Here is a 15,295-nt window from a genome sequence, read left to right as displayed (position 1 = left end):
GTCTTCTTGGTCACGGCCTTCTTGGCGGTCGCGGTCTTCTTGGCGACGGCCTTCTTGGCGGTGGCGACCTTCTTGGTCACGGTCTTCTTGGCAGCCGCCGCCTTCTTGGTCACGGCCTTCTTGGCGGTGGTGGCCTTCTTGCCGGCAGCCTTGGTGGTCTTGGTCACGGCCTTTTCAGCGGTGGCCTTCTTCTTGGCGACCTGCTTCTTGATCGCGGTGGCTTCGGCCTTGGCGTTCTTCTTGGCCGCTTCCAGCTTCTGCTTGGCGGTGGCCAGGGTCTTGCCGACCGACTTGGCCGCCTTGTCAGCCTTCTTGGCGACGGTCTTCTCGACCTTGGTCACGGCCTTCTTGACCTTGGCGACCTGGGTGGTGGCAGCCTTGCGTGCGCGCTTGGCGGTCTTCTTGACCGAAGCCACTGCATCTTCCGCTACGTGTGCGATGGTCTCGCCGACGTTGGTGGCGGTTTCTTTTGCATCTTCGACGGTCTGCGAGAGAACCGTGGTCACACCATTACCGTTGCTCATTGAGTGCCTCCTAAGGGGCCTGGTTAGTCAAATCGCTGGCGATGCTATACCGGCGCGGTCCATCGTGGAACGGTCTTGATGCGATGCACGTGCCAAGCCGACAGTAGCACCCTCATCGGCGGCAGCAAGCAATGCACCGGCCGCGTGCACGAAACCCCTTGAAAACAGCATCGGCGTTCCCGCAGAAGATGCATGCGATGTGTCTCGATGCGCATGTCCGCCGCGCCCGGCGATGCAATGATGGATCGTCGTAGTTGATCCATTCCGTGCCCTCGTACTGCGTATTTGCGCTGGTTTGGATGGCGCGGGCGCGGCCGATGGACGCGCCTGCCGGTACGGTCTTCCCCTGCCGCGGGTATCGTGGCGCACCCGCTCTGCAGGTGGCCAGCGGCACACATCGCCCTGGCTGCCGGCGCCCATCCGTCGTGCGGCGCGACGTCGCCGGCAATGAATTTCATCCAGGGTTTAGCCGGTAGCGGACACACTCATTCAGGTTGAATTACCGTATACGTGTTCTCACCTCACCCGTCCCCTCCGACACGGAACCGCCGGACCATGCGACCGCTCCCGACCCTGCTCACGCTCGCCCTCGCCGCTGCCTTCGGCGGGTTCACTGCCACGGCCATCAATGCGCACCTGGACAACCGTGCCGAGGCGGCGCCGGCCTCGTATACGATCCCGACCACGGCCGCGCTGCCCGCAGCGGTCGCCGGCCAGGCGGTGCCGTCGCTGGCACCGATGCTGGAACGGGTGATGCCGGCCGTGGTCAGCGTCAACACCAAGCAGGTGGTACGGGTGCGCAACCCCTACTTCAACGATCCCTTCTTCCGCCGGCTGTTCCCAGAGGTGCCGCAGGAGCGCATCAACGAATCGCTGGGCTCGGGTGTGATCATCGATGCCGCCGAGGGGCTGGTACTGACCAACCACCACGTCATCGACAACGCCGACGACGTGCAGGTGACCCTGGCCGACGGGCGCACGGTCAAGGCGGAATTCATCGGCTCCGATGCCGATACCGATGTCGCATTGATCCGGATTCCGACCGGCAACCTGACCGAGATCAAGCTCGGCGACAGCGCGCAGCTGCGCGTCGGCGACTTCGTGGTGGCGATCGGCAATCCGTTCGGTTTCAGCCAGACGGTCACCTCCGGCATCGTCTCGGCCGTGGGGCGCAGCGGCATCCGCGGGCTGGGCTACCAGAACTTCATCCAGACCGATGCCTCGATCAACCCGGGCAACTCCGGCGGTGCGCTGGTCAATCTGCAGGGGCAGCTGGTCGGCATCAATACGGCCAGCTTCAACCCGCAGGGCAGCATGGCCGGCAATATCGGCCTGGGCCTGGCAATCCCCTCCAACCTGGCGCGCGACGTGGTGGACCAGCTGGTCAAGCACGGCGTGGTGGTGCGTGGCACGCTCGGCATCGAGGCGCAGAACCTGACCCAGCAGATCGCGCAGGGCCTGGGCCTGACCGAGACGCGCGGCGCGCTGGTCACGCGCGTGCTGGCCGGCTCCGGTGCCGCCGCTGCCGGCCTCAAGCCGGGCGATGTGGTGGTGTCGGCCAATGGCCAGCGCGTGGACAGCGCGCAGGCGCTGCACAACGTGGAAGGCCTGCAGCCGGTCGGCAGCACGCTGACCCTGGACGTGCGCCGCGAGGGCAAGCCGCTGCAGATCAAGGCCACGCTCAAGGAGCAGGCGCGCGCGGTCGCCGGGGAATCGCTCGACCCGCGCCTGAGCGGTGCCACCTTCGTCGATCTGCCCGAGTCGCTGCGCCAGGCCGGCGTGAGTGGCGTGCTGGTCAGCGAGGTCAAACGCGGCAGCCGCGCCGCCAACTCCGGGCTGGCGCAGGGCGATGTGATCACCGCGGCAACGGCAGGTGAGTTTGCCGATCTCGCCAGCTGGCGTGCCAACTTCCAGCAGCGTCCGGCCCAGCTGGTGCTGCGGATCATCCGTGGAAACGGCGGTGGCCAGCTGGTGATGCGCTGAACGCGGCGGCAGCCGTAACGTGGCTTACACCCGGCCGGTGCTATTACCTTGTGTTCGTTGCCGTCGGATCGTCCGCGGTCACCTTCCCCATCGCATAGCAGGAGAAACACGATGAGCCCCACCAATACCGAGAACCTGAAGGAACACCTGGGCGAAGCCGGCTCGCATCTGAAGTCGGCCGCCACCGCTGCCGGCGGTGCCATCAAGGGCGCGACCGGTGCTGCCGGTGACGAGCTGCGCATCGGCAAGGCCAACGTCAAGGCCGAACTGTCCGATACCGCGCTGTCCGGCCTGGCCGCGGCCGAGTTCGGTGGTGCCGCCGCCAAGGAACAGGTCGATGCACTGATGGACAAGGGCAAGGACCTGGTCGACAGCGCCGCTGAACTGATCCGCGAGCGCCCGCTGGCCTCCTTCGGCGTCGCCTTCGCGGCCGGCTGGATCATCGCCAAGCTGGCCCGTAGCGGCGGCGACAAGTAAGCAGCGGCGTGAGCGATCAAGCCCAGTCGACCGCTCCCGGTGGCGCGGATACCCCGCCACCGGACAGCGGTGAAAAAGCACCACGCCTGGACGAGAGCATCCGTCAGGTCGGTGAGGCCGGCCGTGAGACAGTCGATTCGGCCAAGCACACGCTGCGCTCCCTGCGACGGTTGGCTTCGGCCGATTTCGCGCTGGCGCGCAGCGCGTTTGGCCGGGCACTGGCCTGGGCCGGCGTGGCGATCGTGTTCGGTGCATCGGCCTGGTTGTTGCTGGCCGGTACGCTGATCGCCCTGATGCAGCGCTGGGGACTGTCCTGGTTCCATTCGCTGCTGATCACGTCGATCGTCAGCCTGCTGGTCACCGGCTACGCGATGTGGCGGGTGTCGTTCTTCTTCCGCCATACCGGCATGCATGCCACGCGTCGCCAGTTGTCGCGGCTGGGTCTGTATGACGAACCCAGCGATGAAGATCCCGATGCCGACGTGGATACCACGGGGGTGAAGCGATGAATTTCGAAGCGTTGCGGCAACGTGTGCAGCGCGCCGAGCTGGTGGTGGCGGTGCGGGTCGAGAAAACCCGCAGCAGCTGGTTCACCCTCAGCAGTGTCTGGCGGGCCGGATGGACGCCGTTGCGAATCATCACCGTCGGTCTCGCCGGCGGCTTCCTGGCCGGCAAGCTGGAGCCGACCGGTCTCGGTGCGAAAGTGCAGGGCGCGCGATGGCTGCAGATGATCGGCTCGGTCTCCAATCTGGTCGCCAGCACCCAGGCCGCGTTCGCCTCGATGCAGGCCAGCGAAGCGGCCGATACCGCCGAGCAGGCCGCAGACAAGGTGGATGACGCGGCCGATCAGGCCCCGCGTCAGGCCGCACCGGCACCGGCACCGCCCCCGGCAACGCCACGGCTCAACCCGGAACGGCGTGCCGAACCGGCCTCGCCGCATCAGCCGCAACCGGCCGAAGCGGCCACGGACCTGTCCGAACGCTGATCGCAGGGCGGTCGGCAGCAACATCCGAAGGCCCTGCGGCACCCGCCGCGGGGCCTTTCTTCGTCTGCACGTACCCCACACGCCATGCGCACCCGGCTTGCCCAATAATGGCGCTCCTTTCCCGTGTGCGATCCGAATGAGCGTCCCGGTTCCCCCTTCTGCCGAAGCCGTCGTCGCACCGCCTGCGCCGCGCCCGCGCGCGCCGATGTCGCTGGTGATCCTGGCCACCCTGGCGGTGGCCTTTACCCTGTGGGCGGCACAGGACGTGGTGCTGCCGATCCTGCTGGCCATGTTCTTCGCACTGGTCGGCAACCCGATCCTGCGGATGCTGCAGAAGATCTGGATTCCCCGGTTTCTCGGCGCGGTGCTGGTTCTCGGCGTCGGCCTGAGTGGTGCCGCCGCGCTCGGCGTGCAGCTGGTCGGCCCGGCGATGGAATGGGCCCAGGAAGCACCGCAGCAGCTGCGCAAGGTCGCCCGCCAGGTGCAGAACCTGACCAAGCCGGTGCAGCAGGCCAACCAGGCCGCCGAGAACTTCGCGCGCGTCGCCGGTGGCGAAGGCAGCCGCCGCGTGCAGATCGTGCGCACCCAGCTCGATGATCCCTACAAGGTGCTGACCCGCGCGCCACGCCTGGCCGCCTCGGTGCTGGCGGTGGTGCTGTTGACCCTGTTCTTCATGATCTACGGGCAGAACCTGCAGAAGCATGCCATCGCGCTGTTCCCCAGCCGCCAGCAGCAACGTTTCACCACGGACATCCTGCGCTCGATCGAGCGCGAGGTTTCCCGATACGTCCTGACCATCACCGTGATCAACACGCTGGTCGGCCTGGTGTTCTCCGGCATCCTGCTGCTGCTCGGCATCTCGCTGCAGGAGGCGCTGCTATGGGGCACCGTGGCGGCCCTGCTGAACTTCGCGCCCTACGTCGGCCCGCTGATCGGCGTGGCCCTGATGCTGCTGATGGGCTTTGTGGAGTTCAGCGATCCGTTCAAGGCGCTGCTGCCGGCGGCCTGCTATCTCGCCCTGCATACGGTGGAAGGACAGGTGGTGACGCCGATCGTGCTCGGCCGCCGGATGGCGATCTCGCCGCTGATCCTGATCCTGGCCCTGATGGTGTTCGGCTGGCTGTGGGGCATGGTCGGCCTGCTGCTGGCGGTGCCGTTGCTGGTCTGCATCAAGCTGGTACTGGCACGATTGGACGGCACGCAGGGCTGGGCGCGGCTGCTGGAGTAAGCCTGCCAGGCCCGGGACAGGCTGCCCGCGCAATCTCCGATGCTGCCAGAATACCCGCACTTTTCTGGATGGATCCTGGCCCTGATGTCTTCTCTCGCTGTCCGTTGTCTTGCCCTCGCCAGCCTTGTCACCCTCGCCGCACCGACGTTCGCCGCAACCCCGCCCAGCGCCGAGGTTGCCAGCCGCCAGCTGGTCGAGGCAGTCACCTGCCAGCGCCACCTGACGCCCGCGCAGTTCGCTGCCTTGGCAAAGGTGCTCAAGCCGACCGAGCTGCAGGCGTACGGCGAGCTGTCCGATGGCGAGTATGCGCTGACCACGCCGCTGCTTGTGCTGGGCCAGCCGGTGAACCGCCTGTACCTGTACGACGGCGCCAGCGGCGAGGACGGCGTTGACAGCTACACCGCCTACTTCAGCACGGCCGGCGTCGAGCAGATCGCCGCGCTGGCGAAGATGCGCGACAGCGTAGCTGGCGACTACACCGTGGAGGTGGGTCGACATGACCTGAACGTGCGGCAGCAGGACGGGCAGGCATCCATCAGCTGTTCCTACGACCTGCGCTGAAGCACAGCCCTGCACTCCCTGCGCGCGCGATGAAAGCCCGCGCGCGCAGGCGTAGAATGGCGGGGTGAATTTTCCCGTCCAAGCCATCACCCTCGACCTCGACGACACCTTGTGGCCGTTCGCCCCCATCGGCGCCCGCATCGACCAGGTGTTGTACGAGTGGATGCTCCAGCACAGCCCCGCCACCGCCGCGATGTACCCGGTGGCGGCGATGCGCGAACTGCGCGAGCGCTCCTTCCATGACAACCCGCATCTGCACTACGACCTGAGCGCGCTGCGCCGGTTGACGCTGAGCGAGGCGCTGGAGAAAAGCGGCGCCGACCCGGCCCTGCTGGAACCGGCCTATGAAGCGTTCTATGCCGCGCGCAACCAGGTGGAGTTCTATCCTGATGCCATGGACGCGCTGGCCCGGATCGCCGCGTGCGTGCCGGTGGCCGCCCTCAGCAACGGCAATGCCGACCTGCAGCGGATCGGCGTATCGCACCACTTCACCTTCCAGCTCGGCTCGCGCGAGCACGGCGCGGCAAAGCCGGCCGCCAGCATCTTCCACGCCGCCTGCGAGCGCCTCGGGGTCGCCCCCGCCCACGTGCTGCACGTCGGCGACCACGCCGAGATGGACGTGGTCGGTGCGATGCAGGCAGGCCTGCGCGGCTGCTGGATCAACCGCGTCGAGCACACCTGGACTCATCCTTCACTGCAGCCCGATCTGCAGTTCGACACCCTGACCGGGCTGGCCGACTGGCTGGATGCGAACGCATCCGTCCCGCATGCCTGAGCGGCCGCCCAAGGAGCCTTCGAATCCCATGTCCCAGATCAACGGTTTGACGTCCGATACCTCGCATGCGCTGCCGCTGCATGTGATGACCCGCGAGCAGTACGCCGGCTGGCGCGCACGGCAGTCCGACGCCTTGGGCGCGTGGCTGGACGCGCAGCGCTTCAACGGCAGCGGTGGCAGCGTGGTGCTGCTGCCCGGCGAGCACGGCCTGGCCGGCGCCATCGTCGGTGTGGGTGACCCGGGCGATGCCTACAGCTACGCGCATGCACCATTCGCGCTGCCGGAAGGCACCGTGTGGACGCTGGCCGACGCGCTGGCACCGGAGATCGAGACCCTGCTGCAGCTTGGCTGGGGCCTGGGCAGCTACCGTTTCGCGCGCTACCGCACGCCCAACCGCGCGCCGGCCCAGCTGGCCGCCACGCCTTCGGCCGAAGTGCGCGATGTGATCACCGCCAGCCTGCGCGTGCGCGACTGGGTCAACACCCCGACCGAGGACATGGGCCCGCAGCAGCTCGAAGACGCCGCGCGTGAACTGGCCACCGCCCACGGTGCGCAGATCGAGGTGATCACCGGCGATGCCCTGCTCGAGCAGAACTTCCCCTCCATCCATGCCGTGGGCCGCGCCTCGCACCGGGCCCCGCGCCTGATCGTGCTGCGCTGGGGCAATGCAGGGCAGCCGCACGTTGCGCTGGTCGGCAAGGGCGTGTGCTTTGACACCGGCGGGCTGGACATCAAGCCGGGCGATGGCATGCGCAACATGAAGAAGGACATGGGCGGCGCCGCGCACGCGCTGGGCCTGGCCGGGCTGATCATGGCCCAGCAGCTGCCGGTGCAGCTCACCCTGCTGATCCCGGCGGTGGAAAACGCGATCGGTCCGGATGCGTTCCGCCCGGGCGAGGTGATCGCCACCCGCAAGGGCCTGAGCATCGAGATCGACAACACCGACGCCGAAGGGCGCGTGATCCTGGCCGACGCGTTGACCTACGCCAGCGAGCAGCAGCCGGAGATCGTGCTCGATTTCGCCACCCTGACCGGCGCGGCCCGCATCGCGCTCGGTCCGGATCTGCCGGCATTGTTCAGCAACGACGACACGCTGGCCCAGCAGTGGCTGCAGGCCGGTGAATCGACCCGCGATCCGGTCTGGCGCATGCCGCTGTGGCGCCCGTACCTGCGCTACCTGCACAGCAACATCGCCGACCTGGCCAACGCCGGCTCGCGCATGGCCGGCTCGGTCACGGCCGCGCTGTACCTGGAACGTTTCATCGCCGAGGGCCAGACCTGGGCGCACCTGGATGTGTACGCCTGGAACGACGGCGAACGCCCGGGCCGTCCGGCCGGTGGCGAAGCGCTGGCGCTGCGTTCGGCCTGGGCGATGCTGAAGACGCGCTACGCCGTCTGAGGCAGCGCACCAGCGGCTGAACCCCGACGATCCCCGCTCCGGCGGGGATCGTTGTTTTCAACAGTTGTCGAAAATGTGAATATCGGCCTGCGCCGCGTTCTGACACCATGCCCCTGTCGCCCCCCCCACACGCATCGTGAAGGCAGGAATCCGGACATGTCGCTCTTCGGCTATACCCGCGCTGGTCGCGAACCGGGCGGTCCACGCCCTCCCTCACCGCTGCTGTGGATCGCGCTGATCGCCCTGATCGCCGGCGGCCTGGTGCTGGCCTTTGCCTGGCTGGCCGGCTGGATCGGCCGCGACCGCGTCACCGCACAGACCTTCACCGATGCCATCGAGGCGACCGGTCCGCCGCAGCCCGGCTTCCGCCGTGCGCACACCAAGGGCGTGTGCGTCAGCGGTGTCTTCCAGGGTACGCCCGAAGGGGCGGCGCTGAGTTCGGCACGCGTGTTCCGGCAGCGCCAGGTGCCGGTACTGGGCCGCCTCTCGATCGGCGGCGGCGACCCGCATGGCGCCGACAACAAGGCCCGCGTGCGCAGCATGGCGCTGCAGCTGGTCAGCGATGATGGCCAGGAATGGCGCATGGCGATGAACAGTTTCCCGTTCTTCGCGGTGCCCACCGCCGAGGCCTTCCTGGAACAGACCCGCGCCGGCATCCCGGACCCGGCCACCGGCAAACCGGACCCGGCGAAGATGGCCGCCGTGCTGGAGAAGTACCCGTCCGCGCGTGCCTTCCAGCAGTGGGCCAAGACCGCCCCCTGGTCGAACAGCTGGGCCAACACCGCTTACAACGGCGTCAACAGTTTCCGCTTCACCGCCGCCGATGGCAGCCACCGCTTCGTGCGCTGGAGCATGCGGCCGCAGGCGCCCTTCGAGGACATGACCCCGGAACAGCGCGCGCAGTCCGACGACGATTTCCTCAGCGAGGAGTTCGCCCGGCGCCTGGCGCAGGGCCCCGTGCGCTGGGACATGTGGGTGACCATCGCCAACGACGGCGACCCGATCAACGACCCCTCCCAGGTCTGGCCGGAGGACCGCCGCCAGGTGAAGGCCGGCACGCTGACGCTGAGCAGCATGCAACCGCAGGCCACCGGCGCCTGCCGCGATCTGAACTACGATCCGCTGATCCTGCCCAGCGGCGTGGCCGGCACCGATGATCCGATCCTGGCCGCACGCTCGGCGGTGTACTCGCAATCGTTCAACCGCCGCGAGCGCGAAATCGCCAGCGGCAAGGCACCCGCCGCCACGGGCAAGGAAGGTGCGCGATGAACCGTGATGCCGGCCATTTCAATCTTCTCGCCCGCGTCCTGCACTGGCTGATGGCGGCGATGATCCTGGCAATGCTGTTCGTGGGCGTGACCATGGTTGCCTCGCTGCACTGGCGGCCGGTGCTGATCGATCTGCATCGACCGCTGGGCATCGCGATCCTGCTGCTGGTCGTGGTGCGGCTGTACAACCGCCTGCGCCATCGGCCGCCACCGCTGCCGGCCGACCTGCCCGCGTGGCAGGCCGCCGCCGCGCATGCATCGCATTGGGTGCTGTACGGGCTGATGCTGGCCATGCCGCTGATCGGTTGGGGCATGCTTTCGGCCGGTGGCTACCCGATCGTGATGGGCGGCGGCGTGCATCTGCCGGCAATCCTGCCGCACAACCCGGCGCTGTATGCCGCGTTGCGCAACGCCCACAGCCTGCTGGCGTATGTGCTGTTCGCCACGGTGGTGATGCATCTGTCGGCCGCGCTGTTCCACCTGTGGGTGCGCCGCGATGGCGTGTTCCAGGCGATGGCAAAGGGCCCGGGCGGCACTTCCCCCACCGACACGGATCCGCGGTAACCACCGACCGCTGGCCGGTGGTATCGGATCGCATGGATCTCCGGCACCCCTGTAGTGCCGGCCGCTGGCCGGCTCTGCATCCTCTCGATCAAGAATAACGGGAGCCGGCCAGCGGCCGGCACTACAACCAGCCTTTCTGCCGCGCCAGCCGGTAGGCTTCGATGCGGTTGGCCACGCCAAGCTTGCCGATGCACTCGGACAGGTAGTTGCGCACGGTGCCGTGCGACAGCCCCAGCTGCGTGGCGATCTCGCTGGCCGAGCGGCCGTCGCCGGACAGGCGCAGCACCTGGCGCTCGCGATCGTTGAGCGGGTCGGCCTGCGACCATGCATCCAGCGCCAACTGCGGGTCGATCGCGCGGCCGCCGTGCTGCACCTGGCGCAGTGCATCGGCCAGGCGTTCGGCCGGTGCATCCTTGAGCAGGTAACCACAGACGCCGGCATCCAGTGCGCGGCGCAGGAAGCCCGAACGCGCGAAGGTGGTCACGATCACCACCTTGATCGGCAGGCCCTGGCGGGCGATCCGCTGCGCCAGTTCCAGCCCGGACAAACCCGGCATTTCGATATCGGTGACCAGGATGTCCGGCTTGAGCTGCTGCAGCATCCGCCATGCAGCCTCGCCATCTGCGGCACTGCCCAGCACCTCGATGTCCGGCTCCAGCCCGAGCAGCGCCGACAGCGCGCCGCGTACCATCGCCTGGTCTTCAGCCAGCACGATGCGGATCATGATGCGCCCCCGGCCGGCAGCGACGGCGCGGTCGCCACCGCCACAGGCGCCACCACCGCCGTGGTCGCGGCCGGCAAGGTCACGCGGACCGTTACGGAGGTCCCCTCGCCCTTCACCGCGTGCAGCACCAGCGTGCCACGCAGGGCAGCGACCCGTTCGCGCATGCCGGTCAGGCCGTTGCCATCCACGTGGGCACCGCCACGCCCGTCATCGCGGATCTGCATCGACAAAGTGCGCCCGTCCTGCTCGAAGGTGATCCACGCCTGCCGCGCCTGCGCGTGGCGGGCGACGTTGGTCACCGCCTCGCGCAGGACCAGCGACAGCGCGCGCTCGATATCGACGGGCATCGGTGGCGGTGGCGCGTAGTGCAGATGCACGTGCTGGTACTCCAGCAGCAACCGGGCCGAGGCCAGTTCGGCGGCCAGATCACTGGCGCGGATCCCGGTGACCGCACTGCGTACTTCGGCCAAGGCCTGGCGCGCGATCGTTTCGGCTTCGGCCACTTCGCGGCGCGAGCCATCCGGATCGCGCTCGAACAATTTGCGCGAAAGCTCCAGCTTCAAGGTGATCAAGGACAGCGTATGCCCCAGCAGGTCGTGCAGATCGCGACCGATGCGCTCACGTTCGGCGGTCGCCGCCAGCCGACGCACTTCGTCCTGGGACAGCTGCAGCGCCGCATCCTGTTCATGGCTGGCGGTCTCGAAGTTGACCACCAGGCTGATGATCATCGCCATGCTCGGAATCCAGATCAGCGCCTGCCAAGGGTAATGGGCCAGCAAGCCCACCACCACGAACAGCGCGTTCAATCCCACCAGCTGCAGCAGATAGCGCCCATAGCCACTGCGGCGCGAGACGCGCAGCGTGACGCAGCCGAAGATGAAATAGCTCACTGCCGAGGGGTACCACGCCTGCGGCACCAGCCCCAGCACCACCATCGACAGCGCGTAGCGCGGCGCGTGGCAGCGCGGCGCCAGCAGCACCCCGGCGTACAGCACGAGGAACACCGGGTAGGTCAGCAGGGTCAGCGCCGCCCAGCGCCAGGTGTAGCCGCCGCCGAACAACGGCGTCAGGAACACCCACAGCGTCCACAGCAGGTGGATCGCATCGACCCACGGCGATTTGCCGCGCCGTATGTTCTCGGCCACGGCCGAGTCCGGCGCGGGGCGCAACAGGGAGGCGAACCGACTGGAGGGCACGGACGTTTCCAAAGCAGGACGATCAGGCGCGATCATGCCACTTCAGCCGATGCGCCGCAGGCGGCGCTGCCGTGGTGGATCTCCACGTCGTGAAGGCAGGTCAGGGGCAAGGCAGTGGACTCGATGAGGACACCCACAGCGTCGCCCCCGGGGCCGCCCGGCCCCAGTGGCCGTCGTCAGCCCGTGCAGGTGACAGCTGTCACTGCCGCCGCGCCAGGCCGCCGGGCATGCTGTCCACCACCCGGCCACCGTGCCGGTTTGCCCCTCGGCCGCCGATGCGGTCACACTCGGCCCGATTCCCCGTCCAGACTCACGATGAACGCATCCGCTGAACTGCTCAAGGAACTCCGTATCGACCGCAAGGCCGGTTCGCCGCCGCCGTCGCCCCCGCGACGTGGCCGCTGGATCGCGCTGGCGGTCGTCCTTCTCATTGTGTTGGCTGGCCTGGCCTGGTTCGTGTTCGGCCGCGAGCGCCCGATCACCGTGACCACCGCCCCGGTGGTAGCGATCCAGCAGGGCGGCGCAAGCAGCTCGGTGCTCGACGCCAGCGGCTATGTGGTCGCCCGGCGCATGGCCACGGTCTCGGCCAAGATCACCGGCAAGGTCCGCGAGGTGATGATCGAGGAAGGCATGCGCGTGGAAGAAGGCCAGGTGATGGCCACGCTCGACCCGATCGACGCCAACGCCCAGCGCAGTCTGTCGGCCTCGCAGCTCGAGGCCGCACGCAGCCAACTGGCCGGTCTGCAGGCACAGGTGGCCCAGGCCGATGCCGAGGCCGGGCGCCTGCAGGCACTGGTCGGCCAGCAGCTGGTCTCGCGTTCCCAGTACGACCTGGCCATCGCCCAGCGCGACACCCTGCGCGCCCAGCTCAAGACCGCCCAGCGCAACACCACCGTGGCCAGCGATTCACTGGCGATCGCCGATCTGGGCGTGGACAACAATATCGTGCGCGCGCCGTTCTCCGGCGTGGTTACCGCCAAGGCCGCACAGCCGGGTGAGATCGTTTCGCCGCTGTCGGCCGGCGGCGGTTTTACCCGGACCGGCATCGGCACCATCGTGGACATGGATTCGCTGGAGATCGAGGTCGAGGTCGGCGAATCCTTCATCGGCCGGGTGCAGCCAAAGATGCCGGTCGAAGCCACCCTCAATGCCTACCCGGACTGGAAAATTCCGGCCGAGGTGATCGCGATCATTCCCACTGCAGACCGCGGCAAGGCCACCGTGAAAGTGCGCGTGGCGCTGAAGGCCAAGGACCCGCGCATCGTTCCCGAGATGGGCGTGCGGGTCAGCTTCCTGGAAAGCGCCCGCCCCGCCGAAGCCGCCAGGCCGCAGGGCGTGCGCGTGCCGGCCTCGGCGATCGTGGAGCGCGGGCAGAAGACCGTCGCCTTCGTGGTCAAGGACGATGCCCGGGTGGAACAGCGCGCGATCACCGTGGGTACCACGCTCAACAACGACCGCCAGGTCACCCAGGGCCTGAAGGCCGGCGAGGTCGTGGTGACCACCCCACCGGCCGAGCTGCACGATGGCAGCAAGGTCACCGAAACCCCCTGACGACAACGGGCTGCGTGGCCGATGCGCCACCGGCCTGCGCCCACGCGGTACGCGAGCCGCTCACGCTCGCGGCAAGTGCGATTTCCTCGTGCCGTCCCGGCGCGCACGGTGAGCGCTGCCCGTCCCCCTGGCGTCCGGAAGCCTTCGCCCGGACGCGCCGTACGTCTTTCCAACCGATCCACGGAGAACCACCCATGTCCACCCTGGTTTCGCTCCGCAACATCACCAAGACCTACCAGCGCGGCCCCGAGAAAGTGCAGGTGCTGCACGGCATCGACCTGGACATCCAGTCCGGCGATTTCGTCGCGCTGATGGGCCCGTCCGGCTCGGGCAAGACCACCCTGCTCAATCTGATCGGTGGCTTGGACACGCCCACCGGCGGTGAGATCGAGATCGAAGGCGAACGCATCGACCGCATGAGCGGCGGCCAGCTCTCCACCTGGCGCAGCCACCACGTCGGCTTCGTGTTCCAGTTCTACAACCTGATGCCGATGCTGACCGCGCAGAAGAACGTGGAGCTGCCACTGCTGCTCACCCACCTGGGCGCCCCACAACGCAAGCGCAATGCCGAGATCGCGCTGACCCTGGTCGGCCTGGCCGACCGCCGCAGCCACCGCCCGAACGAACTGTCCGGTGGCCAGCAGCAACGCGTGGCGATCGCCCGTGCGATCGTCTCCGACCCCACCTTCCTGATCTGCGATGAGCCCACCGGCGACCTGGACCGCCAGTCCGCCGAGGAAATCCTGGGGCTGCTGCAACAGCTCAACCGCGAACACGGCAAGACCATCATCATGGTCACCCATGATCCCAAGGCCGCCGAGTACGCCACCCATACGGTGCACCTGGACAAGGGCGAACTGGCCGGCGCGCCAGCGGCCCACTGACGGAGGATGCGGCGATGAAATATTTTTCGCTGGTCTGGGCACAGCTGTTCCGCAGCAAGACCCGCACCCTGCTGACGCTGTTGTCGGTGGTGGCGGCCTTCCTGCTGTTCGGCATGCTCGATTCGGTGCGGGTTGCCTTCAACTCCGGCGGTGACACCATCGAAGGTGCCAAGCGGCTGGTGGTCTCCTCCAAGCTGTCGATCACCCAGAGCCTGCCGTTGCGGCTGCTGCGCGATATCGAAGCCACCCCCGGCGTGCGCAAGGTCAACTACGCGATGTGGTTCGGCGGCATCTACCAGGACCAGAAGAACTTCTTCCCGAGCTTCTCCGTCTCGGACAACTACATGGACCTGTACCCCGAGTTCGAGCTGCCGCCCGAGCAGGCCGAGGCGTTCAAGAACACCCGGACCGGTGCGCTGGTCGGTGAAGCCCTGGCCAAGCGCTTCGGCTGGAAAGTGGGCGACACCATTCCGATGCAGGCCACGATCTTCCCGCGCAAGGGCAGCAACGACTGGCCGCTGGTGCTGAGCGGCATCTACCGGGCCAAGGACCGCAACAACGCCAGTGCGGAAAACCAGCTGATGCTGCACTGGAGCTACTTCGATGAATCCAACGATTACATCAAGAACCAGGTCAGTTTCTATACCGTCCAGTTGGAGAACCCCGCACACGCCTCGCGCGTCGCCCAGGCGATCGATGCGCTGTCGCTGAATTCCGACCACGAAACCAAGTCGCAGACCGAGGCCTCGTTCTCGCAGGCCTTTGCCAAGCAGTTCGCCGATATCGGCCTGATCGTCACCGGCATCATGGCGGCGGTGTTCTTCACCCTGGTGCTGCTGACCGGCAACACCATGGCCCAGGCGGTGCGCGAGCGCATCCCGGAGCTGGCGATCCTCAAGACGCTGGGCTTCAAGGATGGCACCGTGCTGGTGCTGGTGATGGTGGAGTCGGTGCTGCTGATCGTGCTCGGCGGGCTGATCGGCATGGGCCTGGCCTCGATCGTGATGCCGGTGATCAGCGCCAGCAGCCAGGGCATGATCAGCCTGCCCGGCGTGCCGGCGCAGACGTGGGGGGTGGCGCTGTGCCTGATGGCGGTGATCGGGATCGTGGTGGGCCTGCTGCCGGCACTGCGCGCGCAGCGGTTGAAGATCGTCGATGCACTGGCCGGGCGCTGAG

15 protein-coding genes and 1 pseudogene are annotated in these 15,295 nt (G+C 67.7%); 13 read left to right on the top strand and 3 right to left on the bottom strand.

Annotated elements, in window-relative coordinates; genetic code table 11:
- Positions 1–524: pseudogene (locus HMPREF3113_RS19075) on the bottom strand (histone); the annotation flags it as partial.
- 555 nt (positions 525–1,079) lie between these two features.
- On the opposite strand from HMPREF3113_RS19075, the gene HMPREF3113_RS17635 reads away from it, so the two are divergent.
- The 10 genes from HMPREF3113_RS17635 (at position 1,080) to HMPREF3113_RS17590 (ending at position 9,764) form a co-directional block, all read left to right on the top strand.
- Positions 1,080–2,507, top strand: coding sequence for a Do family serine endopeptidase (locus HMPREF3113_RS17635; protein WP_070474432.1), 1,428 nt, complete (start codon positions 1,080–1,082; stop codon positions 2,505–2,507).
- Positions 2,508–2,618: 111 nt separating this feature from the next.
- Entirely contained in the window at positions 2,619–2,984 is a 366-nt protein-coding gene (locus HMPREF3113_RS17630; protein ID WP_019185548.1) for a hypothetical protein, read from the top strand.
- 8 nt (positions 2,985–2,992) lie between these two features.
- Positions 2,993–3,493, top strand: coding sequence for a phage holin family protein (locus HMPREF3113_RS17625; protein ID WP_019185547.1), 501 nt, complete (start codon positions 2,993–2,995; stop codon positions 3,491–3,493).
- Complete coding sequence (locus tag HMPREF3113_RS17620; RefSeq protein WP_070474429.1) at positions 3,490–3,969, top strand: protein sip-5; 480 nt, start codon at positions 3,490–3,492, stop codon at positions 3,967–3,969. The genes HMPREF3113_RS17625 and HMPREF3113_RS17620 overlap by 4 nt, the downstream gene beginning before the upstream one ends.
- Positions 3,970–4,105: 136 nt before the next feature.
- Positions 4,106–5,197: an AI-2E family transporter gene (locus tag HMPREF3113_RS17615; protein WP_070474427.1), complete on the top strand. Its 1,092-nt coding sequence runs from the start codon at positions 4,106–4,108 to the stop codon at positions 5,195–5,197.
- Positions 5,198–5,281: 84 nt separating this feature from the next.
- Positions 5,282–5,758, top strand: a complete 477-nt coding sequence (locus tag HMPREF3113_RS17610) for a hypothetical protein (protein WP_070474424.1) — start codon at positions 5,282–5,284, stop codon at positions 5,756–5,758.
- A gap of 64 nt (positions 5,759–5,822) precedes the next feature.
- The gene (locus HMPREF3113_RS17605; protein ID WP_070474422.1) at positions 5,823–6,533 is read left to right on the top strand and encodes an HAD family hydrolase; all 711 of its coding nucleotides are present in this window, start codon (positions 5,823–5,825) and stop codon (positions 6,531–6,533) included.
- A gap of 28 nt (positions 6,534–6,561) precedes the next feature.
- Positions 6,562–7,932, top strand: a complete 1,371-nt coding sequence (locus tag HMPREF3113_RS17600; RefSeq protein ID WP_070474419.1) for a leucyl aminopeptidase family protein — start codon at positions 6,562–6,564, stop codon at positions 7,930–7,932.
- Positions 7,933–8,088: 156 nt separating this feature from the next.
- Positions 8,089–9,201, top strand: a complete 1,113-nt coding sequence (locus HMPREF3113_RS17595; protein ID WP_019185541.1) for a catalase family peroxidase — start codon at positions 8,089–8,091, stop codon at positions 9,199–9,201.
- Entirely contained in the window at positions 9,198–9,764 is a 567-nt protein-coding gene (locus HMPREF3113_RS17590) for a cytochrome b (protein WP_046274362.1), read from the top strand. Before HMPREF3113_RS17595 ends, HMPREF3113_RS17590 begins: the two co-directional genes overlap by 4 nt.
- A gap of 121 nt (positions 9,765–9,885) precedes the next feature.
- On the opposite strand, the gene HMPREF3113_RS17585 is transcribed toward HMPREF3113_RS17590, so the two are convergent.
- Together HMPREF3113_RS17585 and HMPREF3113_RS17580 are read right to left on the bottom strand one after the other, a co-directional pair.
- Positions 9,886–10,488, bottom strand: a complete 603-nt coding sequence (locus HMPREF3113_RS17585; RefSeq protein WP_046274363.1) for a response regulator transcription factor — start codon at positions 10,486–10,488, stop codon at positions 9,886–9,888.
- Positions 10,485–11,720: a sensor histidine kinase gene (locus HMPREF3113_RS17580; RefSeq protein WP_070474416.1), complete on the bottom strand. Its 1,236-nt coding sequence runs from the start codon at positions 11,718–11,720 to the stop codon at positions 10,485–10,487. Before HMPREF3113_RS17580 ends, HMPREF3113_RS17585 begins: the two co-directional genes overlap by 4 nt.
- A 279-nt stretch (positions 11,721–11,999) precedes the next feature.
- Between HMPREF3113_RS17580 and HMPREF3113_RS17575 the strand changes: the two genes are divergently transcribed.
- The 3 genes from HMPREF3113_RS17575 (at position 12,000) to HMPREF3113_RS17565 (ending at position 15,294) form a co-directional block, all read left to right on the top strand.
- Positions 12,000–13,235, top strand: coding sequence for an efflux RND transporter periplasmic adaptor subunit (locus HMPREF3113_RS17575; RefSeq protein ID WP_070474413.1), 1,236 nt, complete (start codon positions 12,000–12,002; stop codon positions 13,233–13,235).
- 194 nt (positions 13,236–13,429) lie between these two features.
- Entirely contained in the window at positions 13,430–14,119 is a 690-nt protein-coding gene (locus HMPREF3113_RS17570; RefSeq protein ID WP_070474409.1) for an ABC transporter ATP-binding protein, read from the top strand.
- Positions 14,120–14,133: 14 nt separating this feature from the next.
- Positions 14,134–15,294 (top strand): ABC transporter permease, encoded by a 1,161-nt coding sequence (locus HMPREF3113_RS17565; protein ID WP_046274366.1) that lies wholly within the window; start codon positions 14,134–14,136, stop codon positions 15,292–15,294.
- Position 15,295: the final 1 nt, after the last annotated feature.

This window comes from Stenotrophomonas sp. HMSC10F06 (assembly GCF_001807865.1).
Lineage (GTDB): Bacteria > Pseudomonadota > Gammaproteobacteria > Xanthomonadales > Xanthomonadaceae > Stenotrophomonas > Stenotrophomonas bentonitica_A.
Note: the sequence above shows the minus strand (reverse complement) of the source record. Positions and strands in the feature narration are given on the sequence as shown.

What these genes read in the sequence shown, in the direction of transcription:
- HMPREF3113_RS17585 (WP_046274363.1), bottom strand. Translation starts at nt 10,488, where the DNA reads ATGATCCGCATCGTGCTGGCTGAAGACCAGGCGATGGTACGCGGCGCG.
- HMPREF3113_RS17610 (WP_070474424.1), top strand. Translation starts at nt 5,282, where the DNA reads ATGTCTTCTCTCGCTGTCCGTTGTCTTGCCCTCGCCAGCCTTGTCACC.
- HMPREF3113_RS17595 (WP_019185541.1), top strand. Translation starts at nt 8,089, where the DNA reads ATGTCGCTCTTCGGCTATACCCGCGCTGGTCGCGAACCGGGCGGTCCA.
- HMPREF3113_RS17575 (WP_070474413.1), top strand. Translation starts at nt 12,000, where the DNA reads ATGAACGCATCCGCTGAACTGCTCAAGGAACTCCGTATCGACCGCAAG.
- HMPREF3113_RS17590 (WP_046274362.1), top strand. Translation starts at nt 9,198, where the DNA reads ATGAACCGTGATGCCGGCCATTTCAATCTTCTCGCCCGCGTCCTGCAC.
- HMPREF3113_RS17635 (WP_070474432.1), top strand. Translation starts at nt 1,080, where the DNA reads ATGCGACCGCTCCCGACCCTGCTCACGCTCGCCCTCGCCGCTGCCTTC.
- HMPREF3113_RS17630 (WP_019185548.1), top strand. Translation starts at nt 2,619, where the DNA reads ATGAGCCCCACCAATACCGAGAACCTGAAGGAACACCTGGGCGAAGCC.
- HMPREF3113_RS17600 (WP_070474419.1), top strand. Translation starts at nt 6,562, where the DNA reads ATGTCCCAGATCAACGGTTTGACGTCCGATACCTCGCATGCGCTGCCG.
- HMPREF3113_RS17565 (WP_046274366.1), top strand. Translation starts at nt 14,134, where the DNA reads ATGAAATATTTTTCGCTGGTCTGGGCACAGCTGTTCCGCAGCAAGACC.
- HMPREF3113_RS17570 (WP_070474409.1), top strand. Translation starts at nt 13,430, where the DNA reads ATGTCCACCCTGGTTTCGCTCCGCAACATCACCAAGACCTACCAGCGC.
- HMPREF3113_RS17615 (WP_070474427.1), top strand. Translation starts at nt 4,106, where the DNA reads ATGAGCGTCCCGGTTCCCCCTTCTGCCGAAGCCGTCGTCGCACCGCCT.
- HMPREF3113_RS17620 (WP_070474429.1), top strand. Translation starts at nt 3,490, where the DNA reads ATGAATTTCGAAGCGTTGCGGCAACGTGTGCAGCGCGCCGAGCTGGTG.
- HMPREF3113_RS17580 (WP_070474416.1), bottom strand. Translation starts at nt 11,720, where the DNA reads ATGATCGCGCCTGATCGTCCTGCTTTGGAAACGTCCGTGCCCTCCAGT.